At 51.2% G+C, this 19,315-nt stretch carries 14 protein-coding genes; 4 read left to right on the top strand and 10 right to left on the bottom strand.

The window, feature by feature from the left end:
- Positions 1-121 precede the first annotated feature (121 nt).
- On the top strand, positions 122-1,600 hold the full coding sequence (locus tag NYR02_RS17840) for an aminotransferase-like domain-containing protein (RefSeq protein ID WP_260977722.1): 1,479 nt from the start codon (positions 122-124) through the stop codon (positions 1,598-1,600).
- A 1-nt stretch (position 1,601) separates the two neighbouring features.
- A complete protein-coding gene (locus NYR02_RS17835) occupies positions 1,602-1,934 on the top strand; it encodes a DMT family transporter (RefSeq protein WP_260977721.1) in 333 nt (110 codons plus the stop codon).
- 18 nt (positions 1,935-1,952) lie between these two features.
- On the opposite strand, the gene NYR02_RS17830 is transcribed toward NYR02_RS17835, so the two are convergent.
- The 10 genes from NYR02_RS17830 to NYR02_RS17785 form a co-directional block, all read right to left on the bottom strand.
- A complete protein-coding gene (locus NYR02_RS17830) occupies positions 1,953-3,230 on the bottom strand; it encodes an NAD(P)/FAD-dependent oxidoreductase (protein WP_260977720.1) in 1,278 nt (425 codons plus the stop codon).
- An 86-nt stretch (positions 3,231-3,316) separates the two neighbouring features.
- Positions 3,317-4,489: an alginate export family protein gene (locus tag NYR02_RS17825; protein ID WP_260977719.1), complete on the bottom strand. Its 1,173-nt coding sequence runs from the start codon at positions 4,487-4,489 to the stop codon at positions 3,317-3,319.
- 25 nt (positions 4,490-4,514) lie between these two features.
- The gene (locus NYR02_RS17820; RefSeq protein ID WP_260977718.1) at positions 4,515-5,450 is read right to left on the bottom strand and encodes an ABC transporter ATP-binding protein; all 936 of its coding nucleotides are present in this window, start codon (positions 5,448-5,450) and stop codon (positions 4,515-4,517) included.
- Positions 5,451-5,465: 15 nt separating this feature from the next.
- Entirely contained in the window at positions 5,466-6,482 is a 1,017-nt protein-coding gene (locus tag NYR02_RS17815; RefSeq protein ID WP_260977717.1) for an ABC transporter permease, read from the bottom strand.
- Between the two features lie 161 nt (positions 6,483-6,643).
- Positions 6,644-8,041 (bottom strand): CmpA/NrtA family ABC transporter substrate-binding protein, encoded by a 1,398-nt coding sequence (locus NYR02_RS17810; RefSeq protein WP_260977716.1) that lies wholly within the window; start codon positions 8,039-8,041, stop codon positions 6,644-6,646.
- 364 nt (positions 8,042-8,405) lie between these two features.
- Positions 8,406-9,692 carry a nitrate- and nitrite sensing domain-containing protein gene (locus NYR02_RS17805; RefSeq protein WP_260977715.1) on the bottom strand — a complete coding sequence of 429 codons (1,287 nt, stop codon included), beginning with the start codon at positions 9,690-9,692 and terminating at the stop codon, positions 8,406-8,408.
- A gap of 301 nt (positions 9,693-9,993) precedes the next feature.
- Positions 9,994-11,130: a hypothetical protein gene (locus tag NYR02_RS17800; RefSeq protein ID WP_260977714.1), complete on the bottom strand. Its 1,137-nt coding sequence runs from the start codon at positions 11,128-11,130 to the stop codon at positions 9,994-9,996.
- Positions 11,121-12,326 carry an SO2930 family diheme c-type cytochrome gene (locus NYR02_RS17795; RefSeq protein WP_260977713.1) on the bottom strand — a complete coding sequence of 402 codons (1,206 nt, stop codon included), beginning with the start codon at positions 12,324-12,326 and terminating at the stop codon, positions 11,121-11,123. Before NYR02_RS17795 ends, NYR02_RS17800 begins: the two co-directional genes overlap by 10 nt.
- 57 nt (positions 12,327-12,383) lie before the next feature.
- Positions 12,384-14,123, bottom strand: coding sequence for a parallel beta-helix domain-containing protein (locus NYR02_RS17790; RefSeq protein WP_260977712.1), 1,740 nt, complete (start codon positions 14,121-14,123; stop codon positions 12,384-12,386).
- Positions 14,124-14,558: 435 nt separating this feature from the next.
- The gene (locus tag NYR02_RS17785) at positions 14,559-15,656 is read right to left on the bottom strand and encodes an AraC family transcriptional regulator (RefSeq protein WP_260977711.1); all 1,098 of its coding nucleotides are present in this window, start codon (positions 15,654-15,656) and stop codon (positions 14,559-14,561) included.
- Positions 15,657-15,921: 265 nt separating this feature from the next.
- Between NYR02_RS17785 and NYR02_RS17780 the strand changes: the two genes are divergently transcribed.
- Together NYR02_RS17780 and NYR02_RS17775 are read left to right on the top strand one after the other, a co-directional pair.
- Entirely contained in the window at positions 15,922-18,087 is a 2,166-nt protein-coding gene (locus NYR02_RS17780; protein WP_260977710.1) for a YgiQ family radical SAM protein, read from the top strand.
- 382 nt (positions 18,088-18,469) lie between these two features.
- A complete protein-coding gene (locus NYR02_RS17775) occupies positions 18,470-19,252 on the top strand; it encodes a radical SAM protein (RefSeq protein ID WP_260977709.1) in 783 nt (260 codons plus the stop codon).
- The last annotated feature ends 63 nt before the right edge of the window (positions 19,253-19,315 follow it).

The raw sequence follows: 19,315 nt of genomic DNA, 5'->3' as shown, positions 1-19,315 counted from the left end.
TGGATTTCTGAACTGTACTGGGTTGAATTGGCTAAACTGTATCGGTTAGCGGTACAGTTGTTTCTTTAGAATGACGTTTGTCAGCGAGCAGCGGCTTTCAACAACGGCTCAGGAGTTCATCGTGTTACAGCGCCAGACAGAACAACCCCTCTATCAGCAACTGGCTGGCCGGGTGGCGGAGGATATCCGTGCCGGAGTGTTTGCCGCCGGCAGCAAAGTACCCAGTGTGCGTAAACTGGCAGGGCAGTACGGCGTGAGTATTTCAACCGTAACCCAGGCTTATGCCTGGCTTGAGGATCAGGGCTGGATTTCGGCCCGGCCACAATCGGGTTATTTTGTCCGTGGTCATGTGTCGTCTGCTGAGCAGCAGATACCGCCGTTATCCGCCGGTGATAAACCCAGCGCAGTTACCAAGGCTGAATTTATTAATGGCATGCTGGCTAAGGTCAACCGTCCGGCCATGATCAATCTGGGGGCCGCAATTCCGCGTCCGGACTGGTTACCGCAGCGGGTGCTGCAGACCCATATTCAGAAAGTCAGTCGTTTTCATTCTGCCGAAGTATTTGATTATTTATTTTCACCTGGTCTGGAAGAGTTGCGTAATCAGGTGGCGGTTCGTATGCGCGATGTGAATGTGCGTTGTCAGGCGGATGATATCGTTATTACCCATGGCTGTGCCGAAGCCCTGGCTCTGTGTTTGCGGGCAGTTACGAACCCCGGTGATCTGGTCGCGGTTGAATCGCCCTGTTATTACGGTTTTTTGCAGACCGCCGATATGCTTGGGCTGAAAATTATTGAAATACCCACCGACCCGCAGCAGGGCATGAGTGTTGATGCATTAAAGCTGGCATTAGAGCAGTGGCCGGTAAAAGTGATTCAGGTCAGCAGCCGTTATTCCAATCCGACCGGTTGCAGTATGCCGGTTGAGCAACAGAAAAAACTGGTGGCGCTGGCCAGCCAGTATCAGGTGCCGGTCATTGAAGATGATGTTTATGGCGAAACAGGGTATCCGGTTGCACGTGGACAGACTCAGTCACCGGCTTCGGTACTCAAAACCTACGATCGCGAAGGCATGGTGCTGTATTGCTCGTCATTTTCCAAAACGGTTTCGGCAGGCTTGCGTGTGGGCTGGTGTATTCCAGGGCGCTGGTACCGGCAGGTGAAAGAACGGCAGACATTTACCACTTTTTCGGCGGCGAGTCTGTCACAATACGCGATGTTGTCGTATCTGCAGAATGGTCATTATGATCGCCATCTGCGTCAGTTCCGGGTACGGGCTGCAAACAGTATGCAGCGTTTTATTCATGCCATTCGCCAGTATTTTCCTGCCGAAACCCGGGTCAGTGAGCCTGCCGGAGGATTTATTCTCTGGGTCTGTTTACCCGAGGAGGTCAGCGCAATGGATCTGCATTATGATGCAGCACAGCGTTCTGTCATTATTATTCCCGGCGATGTATTTTCCAATACAGAACATTTTTCCAATTATATCCGCATCAACACCGCCATTACCTGGAGCGTGGATGTGGAGGAGTCAATAAAGATGCTGGCGCAGCTGGTAAAAAAACAACAGCAAAAGTACAGCGACACTCTAGGAGGCTAGTATGAATACCTGGTGGATTCTGGCGATTGCGATTATTGCCGAAGTAATCGCAACCTCAGCGTTAAAAGTCAGCGAAGGTTTTACCCGTTTAATCCCCTCGCTGGTGGTGGTCATTGGCTACAGTATTGCATTTTATGGTCTTGCCCTGACACTGAAAGTGATCCCCGTCGGGGTTACCTACGCCATCTGGTCGGGCATGGGTATTGTTCTGGTTGCCCTGATTGGCTGGTTTGTATTCGACCAAAAACTCGATCCGGCGGCCATTATCGGTATGGTGCTGATTATTACCGGCGTGGTGGTGATGAATGTGTTTTCTGCCAGTAGCGGTCACTGATAATCTTTCAGCACGGTATCAGCAATACGCCTGGCCGAACAATAATGTTGGCCGCATAGCGGTAACGCTGTCACCCTGTTGCATTAATTCATAATACCAGTGGCTGTCGGCGACATCGCCGACACACAGGGCGCCGACGATGCGTTCGTCACGTAACAGAATTTTTTTATAAATACCCGCATGCTCATCCAGCAGTTGCAGCACCTCTGTGCTGCTGTCTGCTTCAAACTGACCGATGCTGTGAATATCGACACCGGATACTTTTAATTTGGTTAAATGCTCGCGCTCCTGATACGTTAACAGAGGATCGGCAGCGCTTAATGCCAGGTGTTGATCGGGCTGACCGGATTGATATTGCTGGCGCAGCTGGCGCGCAAGGATGCTGGCCTGCTCCCAGATCGGAGCGACCAGACCATAGGTATTGCCGTTAAATTCGCAGCATTCGCCCAGTGCAAAAATATGCGGCTGGCTGGTACGCATCAATGCATCTACCTGAATCCCCCGACCACAGCGGATACCCGCACTTTCTGCCAGTTCTTTATTGGCAATAATACCGGTGGCAAATATCACCAGATCGGTATTCAGATGTTGCTGACTATTGCTGCCAGTCTGTTCAAACTGAATAGTATTGATGTGCAGCTTTGGCGCATTGCTGCTGCACAAGTTAAGCGGGGTGCAGCCGGTGCGAACATCAATGCCGCGGTTAAGCAGTTCTTTTTCGAGTAATGCCGACGCTGTGGCATCCATCTGGCGGTTCATTAACACAGGATTACGATGCAGCAGAGTTACCTGAATGCTGTGGCTGCGCAGACCCGTGGCGGCTTCTACACCCAACAATCCGGCACCAATCACGGTGGCGTGTTGTATATCCGGCAAGCGTACAAGCATCGTGTCAACATCGCGCAGACTGCGGAAACCAACCACATTACTCGCATCTGAACCGGGAATATCAGGCACAAAGGAACGGGAGCCGGTAGCGAATATCAGCGCATCATAAGAAAAGCGGTCGCCACCAGAACAGATTACCTGCTGCTTTTGTTTATCAATCTGTTCAACATTCTGATTCAGATAAACAGCAATACGCCGGCTCTGATACCAGTCTTTATCATGCGGCGTAATGGCATTTAACGTTGTTTCGCCGGCCAGTAATGGTGAGAGCATAATGCGGTTGTAATGGGCCACAGGTTCATCGCTAAGAACCTGAACGGCACTGAACGGATGATCTTCGCCCAGTTGCTCCAGCACACGGTTAGCCGCGAGGCCATTGCCAATAATCACCAGTATGTTTGCCGCCATGTATATCTCCTGTTATCTGGCAGATGGCGGTACCGTAAGGGCACCGCCATATTGCTTTAAGACTGAGTGTTAAGGCTGACGCTTAATCAGAATTTTGCTTCCAGCCACAGCCAGGCTTTGGCGCTGTCGGTGCCGGTATCTCCGGCGCTGTAGGTGGCGTATTTCACACCGGCGCTGTAATGCTCAGCAAAGTTTTTAGCGACGAGAAAATTAACCTCACTGCCTTTATCGTCATTGCCTTCGTCAGCGCTGTAGTCATGATACATGGCCAGTAATTTGATACCGGCAACGGCTCCGGCGGCTTTAATGTAGGTATCACTCAGACCATCGGCCGGAGTGGCCAGAAATTTGTCTGCCCAGCCATTAAAAGCGTGTTTGGTGGCTAACGGGGTCTGGAATCCATAGGCGCCGTCATCGCTTCCGAGGGTTTCATTACCCAGTGCGAGAGTAATGCCGGACAACACCACGCCGCCTTCCAGGGCATAATAACTGGCATCAAAATCATCGCTGGACTGGGTAGCAAATTCTGCGCTGTAGATCAGGCTAAGATCATTGACGGCCGTTTTTCCGGCAAAGCGCGCACCGTAGGTATCCAGCTTGGCGTCGCTGTCGTCATCCTTTAATAAATAGGCGTAACCGGTCAGGTTTCCGGCTTTGAGTCCGGAGTAGGTGGCATTAAGTAAATGGCTGGTAACGTCGGCATCAAATTTACGCAGAATACCGTTCACCTGATCGATGTAAGCGTACTGGAGATTCAGATCACCGGTTTTATAGCTTGCTTTTAGCGCATCAAACGTTTGCTCATTCTGACGCCAGCCGACATTACCGACGAAGCGGGCGTTATCGAGAATAATACGCTGACGACCGGCTACAAGGCTGAAGCCATCTTTGCTGTAGCTGATCTGAGCACGGTTGATTTCGGTGTTCTCCGGATCGGCGACGGTATCATAATCGGTATTTTCCGGAGCATAGTCGTTGATGACAGCGCGTACATCTTCAATTTCGTACAGCACTTTAAAGCCGTTAAAATCGGCTGTTTCATAACCCAGGCGTGAACGCAGGGTAAGGGCGGTCGCTGAATCTTTATCGGTGGCATCGTCATCATCCGCGCTTTCATAACGCAGGCGAAGATCGGCAATAACATCCCCTTGTTTCAGCGTGTCAGTAATGCTGCTTTCTGCCAGCGCACTCTGACTGAATACTATCTGGCTTGCGGCCAAACCCAGGGCTGCAGCGATCAGGCTTTTTCTCATTTCCATTATGTGTTCTCCGGTATGTGATAATTCAGGCGGTTTTCAATGTATTGAGTTTTTCCTGCTCCGGCCCATGGGCATCAGCTTGTCCGGCCGGGGTGTTTATCGCGCGGGTTTCATTCTTTTCTTTTATTGTTGTTTGTTCTGCCGGAGCGCTGCTTTGGGCAGCAGTCTGGCTGTCATCGGTTTTACGCTGTTTTTCATAGAGGAAACTCAGCACCTGATGGCGGTAATGGTTATAGCGTGGATCATCGGCTAACTGCAGGCGGTTACGCGGACGTTCCAGATTAATGTCCAGAATTTCACCGATGGTGGCGGCGGGGCCGTTGGTCATCATAACGATGCGGTCAGACAGTAAGACCGCTTCATCGACATCATGGGTAATCATAATGACGGTGTTATTCAGCGCTTTCTGAATGTCCATTAATGAATCCTGAAGGTGGGCGCGGGTCAGGGCGTCGAGCGCACCAAAAGGCTCGTCCATTAATAACACCTGAGGCTCCATCGCCAGTGCCCGGGCGATACCCACGCGTTGCTTCATGCCACCGGAAATTTCATCCGGACGTTTATGCATGGCGTGGGTCATATGCACCAGCTCCAGATTGTGCTCAATCCAGGCTTTCATTTCGGCTTTGGATTTTTTGCCACGGAATACCTGTTTTACTGCCAGCTCGACATTTTCATAAGCACTGAGCCAGGGCAGCAGAGAATGGTTCTGAAAAACCACCGCACGTTCAGGGCCGGGCTCGTTTACTTCTTTGCCCTTCAGAACTACGCCGCCTTCGGTGGCCTGCAGCAGACCGGCAACAATATTCAGCACGGTGGATTTGCCGCAGCCGGAGTGGCCGATCAGTGAAATATATTCGCCCTTATTGATTTTAAGGTCGACATTCTGCAATGCGCGGAAACTGCCTTTTTCGGTGCTGAATTCAATACCTACCTGAGTCAGTTCGAGTAATGGGTTCATAATATTCTCCGGTTCTCAGCGTAAGGTGGCGGATTTATCCCAGGACACCATGCGCTGCAGCAGCAACATCATGCGGTCAAGGGCGAAGCCGATTAAGCCGATGGTAATAACCGCGACCATAATTCGGCCGAGGGAATTTGAGCTGCCGTTCTGGAATTCGTCCCAGACGAATTTTCCAAGACCGGGGTTTTGTGCCAGCATTTCCGCAGCAATCAGCACCATCCAGGCGATACTCAGCGACAGACGAAGACCGGTAAACATCATCGGAATAGCGGCAGGTAACACAATTTTCCGTACATGAGTCAGCCAGCTTAAACGCAGTACCTGACTGACATTTTTTAGATCCTGAGAAATAGAGGCGACGCCCACGGCGGTATTAATAACGGTTGGCCACAGGCAGCAGAGCATGACGGTAATCATGGAAGTGACAAATGACTTTGCCACGAGCGGGTCATCGCTGACATAGACAGCACTGACCACCATAGTGACCAGCGGCAGCCAGGCCAGAGGCGATACCGGTTTGAAAATCTGAATCACCGGATTAAATGCCGAGTACAGGTTGGCACTTAAACCAATAACAATACCCAGCGGAATGGCGATCAGTGAGGCAATCAGAAAACCGCTCAGAACCGTGATCAGGCTGGTGCCAATCTGATCAACGTAGGTTGGTTTTCCGGTATAGTCGCGGATTTTTACGACATAGTCCGGGTCCTGTGCCAGGCGTTCAGTGTTACGTTCATGCTGGCGCTGGTAGAACGCTGCGGCTTTTTCACGTTCGGTAATATGTTCGCTGATCAGGGTTTTACTCTGGCTCAGAACATCGGCCGGTCCGGGGAATTTTCCCAGCGACGTGTCAATGCTTGATGCGGACGCATGCCAGATCATTAAAAACACCAGAATCCCTGCCAGAGGAATGCCGATGGCTTTGGCAATAATTCTCAGGTTCTGGCTGCGGTTTTCTCCCTGAGCGGCTTTAATCATCGGTTCCAGCCAGCTTATTTTGCTTAATGTTTGGGTCAGGGCAATGCTCATAGGATCTCCTTGACGGATTCAGTTGACTGCACAATGTCGATGAATGTGTGATGATTGTCCGGCTGTTTTAGTCCGGCTGTTTTAGTCCGGCTGTTTTAGTCCGGCTGTTTTAGTCCGGCTGTTTTAGTCCGGCTGTTTTAACAGCCGGCTTATTCCCTGTGTTACAGCTTTTGCTCACCTTTCAGGCCGATAGCAAGCTTCTGCAGGTAAGCATTCGGTTGCTGACCGTCATAGGTGATGTTGTCGATAAATTCGCTTTGAGGAGCACGGAAGCCGCTTTCATTGCTGAAGTCAGGGAAGTCTTTGGTATTGGCTTTACCCTCAGCTATTAAAGCTTTTGCGGCTTCGGCATAGATATCCGGGCGATACACTTTTTTGGCGATGTCTTTGTACCAGTCATCCGGTTTAGCTTCGGCAATCTGTCCCCAGCGGCGCATCTGTGTCAGATACCAGATGGCATCGGAGTAATACGGGTAGGTGGCGTTGTAGCGGAAAAAGACATTGAAATCCGGTACAGAGCGCTTATCGCCTTTTTCATATTCGAAAGTACCGGTCATAGAGTTAGCGATCACTTTGTAATCGGCACCCACATACTGTGGCTTAGCAAGGATTTTTACCGCCTCTTCACGGTTGGCATTATTATTTTCATCAAGCCAGGCGGCAGCGCGGATCAGTGCTTTGACCACACGCTTGTGAGTGTTCGGATACTTTTCTGCCCAGGTTTTGCTGACGCCAAATACTTTTTCCGGATTATTTTTCCAGATTTCATAGTCGGTAATAACCGGTACGCCAATACCCTTAAAGACGGCTTGCTGATTCCAGGGTTCGCCTACGCAATAACCATAAATCGTACCGGCTTCCATGGTTGCCGGCATTTGTGGTGGCGGTGTCACCGAAAGCAGGGCATCAGCATTCAGCTGGCCGGAGGTATCACCTTTTGCCGGAGCGTAATAACCCGGGTTAATACCGCCAGCTGCCAGCCAGTAGCGTAACTCGTAGTTGTGGGTGGATACCGGAAAAACCATGCCCATATTAAATGGCTTACCCTGGGCTTTGTATTTTTCTATAACAGGTTTCAGGTAATCGGCTTTAATCGGGTGTACGGGTTTCCCTTCAGCATCCTTGGGGATAAAGGGTTTCATTTGCTGCCAGACATCATTGGAAACGGTAATGGCGTTACCGTTTAAATCCATACTGAAGGCGGTAATGATATCGGCTTTGGTGCCAAATCCTATGGTTGCCCCCAATGGCTGACCCGCGAGCATATGGGCGCCATCCAGCTGGCCATCAATCACACGGTCGAGTAATACTTTCCAGTTTGCCTGTGCTTCAAGGGTGACATACAAGCCTTCGTCCTCAAAGAAACCCTTTTCATAGGCAATAGCCAGCGGTGCCATATCGGTTAATTTAATAAAACCGAATTTCAGTTCTTCTTTTTCCGGATAATCATCAGCATGACTGAGTGGTATCGATAATGCCGATAAACCACTGGCCAGACCTGTGGTCAGAATCAATGCACTTTTTATCAGTGTGCGGCGCAGAGTGTTCAGTCCTTGCATGGTCTTCCCCTTTCTTGGCAACAAAAAAAAAGGCGCCACAACGGTTGCCCGTTGTAAGCGCCTTTGCTGTTAAAATGTGTCAGTACGTTTACCCGCCATTGGGTATGCACTGAATAAGAAATTCAGAATAGGTATTGCCAGAAGCGTGCCAGAGTTTTCGGACAATGTCCGTCTATGGCGTTTTTAACGCATTTTAATCCGCTAACTTCCTGTTTTTATTTGGGTTGCAATCAACCCTAAGGTTTTTAAAAGCAGTTGTCAGGAATAAAAAAATCCCTGCGTTGTTACGGCAAGGATTTTTTTTGCTCTGCTGAAGAGCAGGTTATGCGCTGGTGCTGCGACTTGGTGCAGTGCACAACCTGATTTAAAGAAGCTCGGTCATGCTTAATAAACCGGCAGCAACATCCACCAGACGGCGGTTCTGATTCATCGCCATACTGCGTAATAACGCATAGGCTTCCTGTTCGCTCATCTGGCGGCGCTGAATCAGTTCACGTTTGGCGCGGTCAATCAGTTTGCGCTCATGCAGTTCGGTACGGGCGGCATCCAGTTCATCATTCAGGCTTTTTAAGCGTTGGCCCTGAGCTTCGATTAATTCGACCACCGGCTTACTGACGTTATGCACCATATCGTCATCAGGGCCGCTGAGGGTATGGTCTGATTCATGCCCGGCGGACTGTGAATGGCTGACGTACAGAGCAAAAGAGGGAACATCGTCGAAGGCCCCGCGTTGCAGATCATGCCCTTGCTGGTCAGGACCTGAAGCGGCTTCACGTACGGCCAGAATGCGTTGCTGACTGTGGGACAGCAGCTGGGTTTCCAGTACTTCTTCGACATACTTGATCGCATCCAGTCGTTCAGAGCAGCAGATAAACCAGCGCACATCATAATCGGCAGCTGCCAGTGACTGCGGGCCGGCGGTCAGGGCCAGACGGCGCAGGCGTTCAAATTCGAGCTGGAATTCACCGCGCTGAACCTGTTCCCAGGCGCTCAGAGCTTCGTCACTGGCGTAGTCGGTAAATATATGGAAACAGCGATCCTGGCGGTCGATTAATTGTGTCAGGCGCTGACGCAGGCCGGGGTCAAATTCATGAGCGGAAAATCCGGCAGCACCACAGGCGCGCTCCTGTCCGGCCAGCTCTTTGCCCTGCATTAAATTAAACATGGCGACGAGAATGCGCGCGGTGATTTCATCGGCCGCGTTGCCTGCGGCCTCGAACACCACAGCCAGCAAGCTCTGAATCATTTCGGAATAGGCTTTAATAGCAACGGTGGTGTTGAATTTCAGCTGTTCAACATCCTGCCGCAGTTGTGGCAATCGTTCGAGACTGTGCAGGGCATAACCCAGACGGCGAAACCAGCGTGCGGGAAAAGCATGCTGCCCGTGCTCTGGCAGTAAGTTGGCCAGGGCTTTATGAAACAGCGCCAGCTGCTCATTGCTGCTGTGCCACTGCTGTTGCAGTTCCTGCTGGCAGCGCAGGCCGGCACTGCCGAGAAAGCGGTTGGACAATCCGCGTTCGTACTGCAGCTGATGCAACAGATTGCTGATGGCAATCACCAGCTGGCCGGTGCGGGCAAATTGCTCAAGCTCCTGTATTTCCTGTTGCTGACCAAGGTTCAGAAAATAGGCAACGCTGTGAAGATCCTGCACGGAAATGAATCCTTCTTTGCAAATAAATAAGGGCTTTGCTCAGCGTTGGTGCAAGATGAATACCAGCTGTTAAATATTGTTTAATAAAAAGGAGCAGTTAACGGTTGTGCAGTCGTTGATCAGATTAACGTTGTGTTATCGGCTTTGTGGACAGGAATAAACGTTTAAACCCGATAGTGTTAAGGGCTGACGTCGGTTGGTTGCGCAGTAAAGCGGCAGAGCGATATAAAATCGCTCTGTTCTGGTGCAAAAGTTGTCGGTGGCTATGGCCGCCTGTTTTATTAGTGTTACAGGGCGTGGTTCAGCCGCTGGCACAGTCCTGCGCGGGCAGGGTATCAATCCAGGCGCGTATTAAAGCCACGGCGTCGTCATCGGCGACACTGCGCCCTATCGGCGGCATGCGGTCGGCTGCACCGTTTAATTCCATGCGCAGAGGCAGGCTGGATTCATCACCACGGCCGGGCCAGATATCAAAACCACCACCACGCCAGCCATGGGCTGAGTTACAGACGCCGTGGGTGTAGTCGATAGCGCTGCGCCAGTATTCCAGCCTTAAGCCGGAAAGAGCGGCGGCGCCGTTATCGTTGTGGCAGTGCGCGCAGTTAATATCCAGATAAGCTTTGGCGCGTTGTTGCAGCGGTGCCGATGTATCGCGCCAGTCAGGGGCATACGGATGTTCACCCGCCGGTAAGGTAATAATGCCCAGCGATTGCCAGTATTGCAGTTGATTAATAGCCTGGCTGTTGACCTCAATGGTCTGGTTCAGGTGGCGGATTTTCAGCCCAATGGGCACAAAACTGAGCTGCTCATTAATTTTAACCTGATGACAGTTCTGGCAGCGCAACAGAGAAGGGGACTCATAGGTCAGATTCAGCATTTCACCGTTATGGCTGAAGCTGACAGGGGTCTGACTTCCGGATATTGCCAGGCGGGCATCATCAATACTGCTATCCCAGACATAAGGAATAAAAATCCAGCCATTACTGCGTTTGACCAGCAGGCGGACTTCCATAATCTCTTCTGCGCTGTCAGCGGTGCTTTCTGTGGGCATAGCAAAGACTTTGACGATGACACTGCCGGTTGGAAAATCGAGTGTATCCTGTTGCTGGTAGCCAAGCTGAGTACCTTGCGGCAGAAAAAAATAACGGTATTTACGCGCATGATCGGTAAATAATTCACTGCCCAATTTATAATAAATACCGCCATTGCTGTTGTTAATATCGGAGGGTAACCCTTTAAACAGACCATATTGCGATAATAACGGACAGCGTGTTTGTTGCAGGGCGTGCCAGTTAATCTCGCTGCCGGAATGGTCGCAGAGCGGGTCCGCGGAAAGAGCAGGGATATTATTCTCATCCGCGCTACCGGCTCCGCAACTGCTCAGTAATAACAGTAAAAAAAGGGCGCCGAGGCGCCCGCTGATGACCGTTAATCGCACAATGCCGGGTCCAGGCTGTCAATCCAGGCTTTGATCAGTGCCGTGCTTTCTTTATGAATAACCGCGCGTCCCAGAGGTGGCATAATTTTACCGGCCTGAGTGGTGTTCATACGGTTATACATCAGCGACTGGGAAGCATCGCCCGGCACAATGATTTTTGTAGAGCCTTCACTGGCACCGGAAACCGGTACGGCACAGGCACCATGATGGCCTTCGTTACCTGCCCACGGTGTGTTGTAGTCAGCACGGAAAGCCGTATTGCTGGCCTGGCCTTCGGTACGGTGACAATGGCCGCAGTTAATATCCATCCAGGATTTTGCGGTTGCGGTCAGCTGTTCTGGTGTTCCACTGTATTCACCCAGAGAGGTGTCATCGCTGAACGCAGCAGCGCGCGGAATGCTGCTGTTTTCGTCAGGAAGACCGGTGAGCATATTTTCGGCGACCCATTTATTTAACTGATTTTCCAGGCCCTGACCAAAGTCATAATCGGAATTCAGATAGCGCGCTTTGGGGCCGATTGGGGCGAAATAAGCCGGGGTCGGGTCAACGCCGTTTACGGCATCATGATCGCCATTAGGATTAAACTGATGGCAGTTGGTACAGGAATTCTGATTAGGCACGCCATAATTAAACGACAGGGTATCTTCACCGTGTTTCAGGTTATTAATGGCCACAACCTCGCCTGTTTTATCCCAGACAGCTTCGGTCTCTGTTTCATTCCAGACATAAGGCCGTGCAACCCATCCACCGGCTTTTTTAATCAGCAGCCGGGTTTCGATGATTTTTTCTTTCTCTACACCACGATCGGCTGTATCTGCGGGCATGGTAAAGGTTTTGGAGATAACGGTGCCTACCGGAAACTCAAACACTTCGGTGGCGGAGTAGGTGGCTGTTTTTCCTTCCGGAATAAAGACAAAACGATATTTGGACGCGTAGTCGGTGAATAATGGCGCTGAGAGTGTGTAGGGTAAACTGCGGGCGCTGGCGTTTTGCGTCGGATCGCAGGGATTGCTGAATAATTGATACTCGGCCAGAGTCGCGGCATCGGCCTGCAGGACTTTTTCCCAGTTAACGTTTTTTTCAGATGAAACACAGAGGGATGAAGAGCCATTGTCAGTGTCGCTGCTGCTTTCACCACCACAGGCGCTGAGCAATGCAGCCGCTGAGATTATCGCCAGAGAATGGATATATTTCATAAATTTAATCCGCAATACAAACTTGGATAAACTGGGGGCCAATGGCCCCCGTGGTGATTACAGGGCGCAGGACGGATTGCTGGAATCGTCAGCGCTGCAACCAAAGGTTTGAGCATTAAAAGTAACGGTCGCGGCTGTGCCTTCAAAACCTGATGCACAGTTCATCACACCATCCGGGTCCGCCATTACTGAGGCGGCAATACCGGTGTTGGTGGTAAGCTGCTCCAGTTTGGTAACCGGTGCACCATCAACAAAGGTGCCGGCAGCTGCAGTTGTTTCATAGACCGACGCGGCAAACAGATCCACGCCATCAATGCCGTTATCGGACTGACACAAACCACCATCGGTTGCATACGGGGCAAATTTACTCAGATCAATTGCCGTGTAATCAGGAGCGTTGGGGATATTGGCTTTTACTTCCGCCGCGATCTGATTAATACCGCCGGCAATGGCTTGCATAATACTTCCGCCACCGCCTGGGTTTGGCGTATTGGCCAGTAATTCACCCACACCATCATAAAGAATATGCGGCACGGTGGTTTTACCGCTGGCGACATCCGGCAGCTGGCTGTGGAATGCGGTATAGCCGTCGATCAGATCCTGAATCAGTTCGCCCTGAGGATTATTCAGTGCAGCGGCCAGGCTGATGGTGTTGTTATGAATGTTGATGTTGCGCACGAACGGCGACCAGCCATCCATAAAGACTTCGGCATACGGATGGATATCGCCGTAGCTCATGACTTCACCACCAACATCCTGATCCGGAACAGCAGCGACTTTGTCATCCGGCAGCATGTAGGAGGTCACCGCAATCGCCGTGGTCTGATGGTCTTTGATGATGTTGTTGTAAATCTCAACATCGGACGTCGACAGCACGATCACGCCGGTACCCGGTGGCACGATATGAACACCACCGGCAAACGTGCCGACTTTGGCGAAGTTAGGCGCGTTGTTGGCTTCAACGTTGTTATCAAAAACCCGCACGCCGGAACCGTATTTGCCGTTACCGATTGGCAGGTCAAAAATCAGGATGCCACCGGTGTTGCCGGTGGCGGTGTTGCCATATACGTCCGCTTCGGTGCTGTTTTCGATTTCGATACCGGCAACGTTTTTCTCGGCGATGTTATTACGCACAACGATTTTATCGGATTGGCCAACGTAGATACCGGCATCGGCTGAGCCTTTCACATAACAGTCTTCAATCAGCACGTTGCTGGTCTGTACCGGGTACAGGCCGTAGGCACCGTTGGTTGATTGGTAATCGGTTTCCCACACAGTCGCCATACGGCGCATGATCACGCCATCGGATTTGGTCACTTTAAGAGCGTTGTTATTGGATTCGTAGATGGCGAAATCTTCGAAAATAAGATGATCGGTATTGTTGATCAGGAAACCATCGGAAGCAGCACCACTGGCGTCAATGATGGTTTTTTCCATGCCAGCACCTTTAAAGGTGAGGTTGGAAACCGGAATGTTATCAACCAGGCCATTAAAGTCGATGGTGCTGGTGAAGGCGTAGCGGCCCTGAGGCAATACAAAGGTGTCACCGGTTTCAGCTCCGGCCAGTGCTTCGATCAGCTCATCCTGAACGTTACTGTCAGTCAGGTCATTGGCTGAACCGATACAGATCACCCGCGCCCCGGCGGTGCTGCTGTTGGTACAGTTAAATACTTTTTTCAGGCCCGTGTTACTGCTGCTTTTATTATCGCTGCCGCCACAGGCAGTCAGGCCAATGGCCGCAATCGCCATGGCCAGCGCCAGCCGTTTCTGGCTGCGAGAGGAGTGTGCTTTCTGCATGATGAATACCTTATTGTTTTATTATGCGCCCGGATTCCTTCCCTGAGCGTTAGGTCGGTAGCTTCCCAGCCGCATTCATCAAAGCGAAAGGTGCTTAAGGGGTAAAAGCAAATCGTGCTGCAATCTCTGGAAGCGGCTGTGCATTTTCTGAAAAGCCAGTATTTATAAGGCCTGGCGCGCAGTAACAGGCCGCTGAAAAGTGACTGTGCAAAAAGTAAAACGCAGGATATGCACAGTTGGCGGTATGGTTTTTTGGGCGTTTTATGGGCGTTTTGTGGGGGTAGTATGTGCTGGAATTGTGCTCATTTTGCCGCACGCCGATGATCGCCCGGACAGTGTGCAATGAGGCCGTAATGCACCCTTAAATGAGTGCTGCTGCGGGCGTTTTAACCGTGCGAATGGTGAACAAATACAAGGGGCGTAGTTCGGCCTGAATCAGCTGTGCGGCGGTTGACCACGATGTTCGCGATAATCGGATGGGGTGCTGTGGTGGATTTTACGGAAGGCCCGGTTAAAGGAGCTCATGGTGCGGTAGCCAACATCCAGAGCAATGTTGGTGATGGGGGTTTCGGTTTCACTCAGCAGTCGCTCAGCGGCTTCGCCGATGCGCAGCTCGTTAATGTATTCGTTAAAATTGTTGTAGTTCAGCGCTTTGTTGATGGTGGCCCGCAGGCGGTATTCCGGAATGTCGAGTTGTTGCGCCAGAATAGCCAGAGTCAGATTTTCACGACGATAAAACCCCTGATTCATCAGTTCCTGTAACTGCTGCAGTTCCTCGCTGTTTGCATGATTGCCCGCTTGCATGCTGTGTGCTTGGGCGCATAGCGGCGGAAGTGAATGGATGTTGTTTGTGCTGTTATTGGGGCTGTTTTGGGAGCTGTTGCCACCGTCTTCTGTCAGGCTGGATTGTGGTAGCAGACGCCACAATTCTGAGCGTCCCTGCAATAACAACCAGGCCAGTATCAGAATACTCAGGTCGAGGGCCAGGTAGCGCGACACGCTATCACCTATATTCAGGTTGAATGAAAAAATGCCCCAGCCCACGGCAAGGCCGGTCGCCAGCATAATGCCGCCGCGCATACGCCGGCGGGTTTCCAGCAGATCGTTATTCCAGTTGCTGATGACTTCCCACAGCCCGGCCAGAATCAGCAAATACTCCAGCCATTGCGGAATGCCTTTCAGCAGCAAGTGCAGGCCTTCGGGCGTGCCCGTGAGCAAATACAGCAAGGGCCCGAGAAAGCTGTAAAAAGCCAGAGCCCAGAGTAGATGACGTGGCTCATCCGGCGGGACAAAGGTGATGCGGCAGCACATCCAGAACAGGGCCGGTGTGGCACTCTGCACAACATACGAATAGCCGTGCCATGCGCTTGGCAGCCAGGGATGAAATAAATGCACGTTGGCTGCTGCCAGCAGCAGAATAAATAAGCGGGCAGCCAGGGTCTGGAAAAAATCGCGGGCAATCAGCAGTACCAGAATCAGACTTAATCCGGCACCAAAGGCGGCAAAAAACAACAGCGGATCAAAGGGCGGCATAGGTTGGCTCGTACGTTCTTCTTATTTTGTGCGCTATTTGCGCTACGTCGATACTCGGCCAGTACGACGTAAAAGACAAGACGATGGTGCTGATAAAACCTGTTAGCGCTGAATGTTGGCATATTATTTACGTTTTAATCCTTATGATTCGAGAGGGCATTGGCTGTAGAAATAACGCTGAAAGACAGGGAATATTTTGTCTTTCAGCTTTTGTCAGGCGGCGTAATTTGGGACAATGGCGGCCGTTTTTTCCCGGTCCGGACTTATGACTCAGCCAGCGCAACATCTGTTTTCTTATTACCCCTACTGGGCCGAATGTTTCGGCACGGCTCCTTTCCTGCCAATGTCACGCGAGGAAATGGACGTGCTGGGCTGGGACAGCTGTGATGTGATCCTGGTAACCGGTGATGCCTACGTGGATCATCCGAGTTTTGGTATGGCGGTGTTGGGGCGTTTACTGGAAGCCCAGGGTTTCCGTGTGGGTATTATTGCGCAGCCGGACTGGAACAACCCCGAAGAGTTTAAAAAACTGGGTAAGCCCAATCTGTATTTCGGTGTCACTGCCGGCAATATGGATTCCCTCATCAATAAATACACCGCCGATCTGAAAGTGCGCAGTGATGATGCCTACACTCCACATGGTGAGCCGGGCAAGCGTCCGGAGCGGGCGGTGATTGTGTATTCGCAGAAATGCCGCCAGGTGTACAAAGATGTACCGGTGGTGATTGGTGGTATTGAAGCGAGTCTGCGCCGTATTGCCCAGTACGATTACTGGAGTGATCAGATCCGCCGTTCGGTGCTGATCGATTCCGGTGCCGATGTGCTGCTGTACGGTAACGCTGAACGTGCGCTGGTGGAGTTGACCCATGCGCTGGCCGAAGGCAAAACCCTTGACGATCTACAAAACCTGCGTGGTACCGCCATTGTGCGTAATGCCACTCCGGCAGGCTGGACGGAAGTGGATTCGACCCGTATTGACTGGCCGGGTCATATTGACCAGATCCCCAATCCATACGAAATGAAAGACACCGAAAGCATGAGCTGCAGCACCAATAATGACGGTGATGACAGCGATGCGGCTGATGACATTATGCCGGTTAAAATTGTGCCTATGCCGTTGCAGCGTAAAGCCGACCTTGATCCGGATAAAACCTGCATTCGCTTGCCGTCGTTTGAAAAAGTCCGCAACGACAGTGCTTTGTACGCTCATGCCTCTCGCGTATTACACCAGGAAGCCAACCCTTATAACGCGCGTCCGTTAATCCAGAGACACGGTCATCAGGAAGTGTGGGTCAACCCGCCACCGATTCCGCTGGAAACCGATGAAATGGATTCGGTGTTTGGCTTCGCCTATCAGCGGGTTCCGCACCCAAGCTACGGTGATGCTAAAATTCCTGCTTACGATATGATCCGCTTTTCGGTCAATATTATGCGCGGCTGTTTTGGCGGCTGTACCTTCTGTTCGATTACCGAGCACGAAGGGCGCATTATTCAGAACCGCTCGCAGGAATCTATTCTGCATGAGCTGGAAGAAATCCGCGATAAAGTGCCGGGCTTTACTGGTACGATCTCTGATCTCGGCGGTCCGACCGCCAATATGTACCGTCTGCACTGTAAGAGTGAAACCATTCTTAAAAGCTGCCGCCGTTTATCCTGCGTGTTCCCGACCATTTGTAAAAATCTGGAAACCAGCCACAAACATACCACCGCGTTGTATCGTGCGGCGCGCAAAATTCCCGGTATTAAACGCATCGCCATTGCCTCCGGTCTGCGTTATGACCTCGCTGTGCGTGATCCGGAATATGTCCGTGAACTGGTTACCCACCATGTTGGCGGTCTGCTGAAAATTGCGCCGGAGCACACCGAAGAAAATGTGCTCAACAAAATGATGAAACCGGGTATGGGTACCTACGACGCCTTTAAGAAAATGTTCGATAAATATTCGAAAGAGGCAGGCAAAGAACAATACCTGGTGCCGTACTTTATTGCCGCGCATCCGGGATCAGAAAATAAAGACATGATGAATCTGGCGTTGTGGTTAAAACGCCAGAAAATGCGCGTCGATCAGGTGCAGACGTTTTATCCGTCGCCGATGTCGCTGGCGACCGCCATGTATCACTCTGAGCGCGATCCGCTGCATCGTATGAGCTATAAATCAGACAAGATTTATATCCCGCGCGATCTCAGTCAACGCCGGGTGCAAAAGGCATTTTTACGCTATCACGATCCCAAAAACTGGCCGTTATTGCGTGAAGAACTAAAAGCCATGGGGCGCAGCGACCTGATTGGCAACGGCCCGAAAGCGCTGGTGCCGGGGGAAGAAGACGCCATGCTGCGTAACTCGCCACGTCCTGGCTTTGCGGCTAAGGGAGCGGGCAAGGGTGGTAAACCTGCGACTAAGAACAAACGGCCACTGCGTAAGCCGCGTTAAAACGATAAAAGAGTGGCAGAATAAGACGGCGTCTGTTTCCGCTAGGGAATATGACGCTGCTGGCGCTCAACGGCCCCTGAATCGCATCAACTTCACCATCGCTGAGCCTCTATAGAATAGGGCAAAGTGCACAAACCCTACTAATGGCTGTCGCGCTCTGTGTTTGGCATCTAAGGCCATTGCCAGAAATTGGCCGCAGTGTATGCTCTGCACTGCTTAATGGATCTGACTGTTAAGCCGGGCAGGGAAGGCCTTCATAAGATTCTCTCTCCGTTGTCTGTTTGATAACAATTCATCATGCATATTGCCATTGACCGGTCGTTTGAGGTGGGCAGTGCGCTGCAAATCCGAATAGTCACAATTTACGTCTGAGAGAGGACACATGCATACCCCGAGAAAGAAAGCGGCCTACCTGAACGCGGTACAATTTAAAGTCGGTAATGCGTTCGGCTGGCGTGGTACGTTAAATGCCAACAGTCGGGTGGACATCAGTGAGTCACCCTGTCAGGTTTTTCATCTTTTGCTGATCAAGCCAACACGCTATGACGATGAAGGGTATCCGATTCAATGGGTTCGTTCTTCTATACCATCTAATTCTCTGGCTTGCCTGAACGGCATTGCGCTGGATGTTGCAGCCCGCCGTATTCTGGGCGCCGATGTTGATATCCGGATTTCTACCTTTGACGAAGCTTGCGACGTAATCAATGTTGATGCCCTTGCGAATACCCTGAAGCGTATTGGCCATCGGGCTCTGGTGTGTATGGCCGGTGTACAGAGTAACCAGTTTCCGCGCACGATTGATGTCTCAAAGCGTTTTATTCAACACGGTATTCCGGTATGTATCGGTGGATTTCATGTCAGTGGCGTTTTAAGTGTAGTGGGGAAACTCACCGAAGAACTGGTTGCTGCGCAAAATCTGGGCATATCTCTCTTTGCTGGTGAAGCAGAGTCCGGGCGTTTTGATGATGTTGTTAAAGATGCCTGGAATCATCAACTGAAGCCTTTGTATGAGTATCAGAATGCAATGGTTTCGCTCGAAAATCAGCCTCAGCCCGTGTTGCCGACGGAATTAGTAAAGCGAAATTTTGGCAGTATCAGTACGATCGACCTTGGTCGTGGCTGTCCGTTTCAATGCTCTTTCTGTTGCGCCGAATTCATATACTAACCGCGACACTTTTTCAAAATAAGAAGGTGAGCTGTAAGATTCGCTCTTTTTCACTCCCGCCAA

The organism is Thalassolituus pacificus, from assembly GCF_025318105.1.
Taxonomy (GTDB): domain Bacteria; phylum Pseudomonadota; class Gammaproteobacteria; order Pseudomonadales; family Oceanobacteraceae; genus Venatoribacter; species Venatoribacter pacificus.
This window is presented reverse-complemented; position numbering and strand designations above follow the sequence as displayed.

Bases quoted from the DNA above. Each gene is read 5' to 3' on its own strand.
- NYR02_RS17835 (WP_260977721.1), top strand. From the start codon at position 1,602: ATGAATACCTGGTGGATTCTGGCGATTGCGATTATTGCCGAAGTAATC.
- NYR02_RS17830 (WP_260977720.1), bottom strand. From the start codon at position 3,230: ATGGCGGCAAACATACTGGTGATTATTGGCAATGGCCTCGCGGCTAAC.
- NYR02_RS17825 (WP_260977719.1), bottom strand. From the start codon at position 4,489: ATGGAAATGAGAAAAAGCCTGATCGCTGCAGCCCTGGGTTTGGCCGCA.
- NYR02_RS17820 (WP_260977718.1), bottom strand. From the start codon at position 5,450: ATGAACCCATTACTCGAACTGACTCAGGTAGGTATTGAATTCAGCACC.
- NYR02_RS17815 (WP_260977717.1), bottom strand. From the start codon at position 6,482: ATGAGCATTGCCCTGACCCAAACATTAAGCAAAATAAGCTGGCTGGAA.
- NYR02_RS17810 (WP_260977716.1), bottom strand. From the start codon at position 8,041: ATGCAAGGACTGAACACTCTGCGCCGCACACTGATAAAAAGTGCATTG.
- NYR02_RS17795 (WP_260977713.1), bottom strand. From the start codon at position 12,326: ATGAAATATATCCATTCTCTGGCGATAATCTCAGCGGCTGCATTGCTC.
- NYR02_RS17790 (WP_260977712.1), bottom strand. From the start codon at position 14,123: ATGCAGAAAGCACACTCCTCTCGCAGCCAGAAACGGCTGGCGCTGGCC.
- NYR02_RS17785 (WP_260977711.1), bottom strand. From the start codon at position 15,656: ATGCCGCCCTTTGATCCGCTGTTGTTTTTTGCCGCCTTTGGTGCCGGA.
- NYR02_RS17780 (WP_260977710.1), top strand. From the start codon at position 15,922: ATGACTCAGCCAGCGCAACATCTGTTTTCTTATTACCCCTACTGGGCC.
- NYR02_RS17775 (WP_260977709.1), top strand. From the start codon at position 18,470: ATGCATACCCCGAGAAAGAAAGCGGCCTACCTGAACGCGGTACAATTT.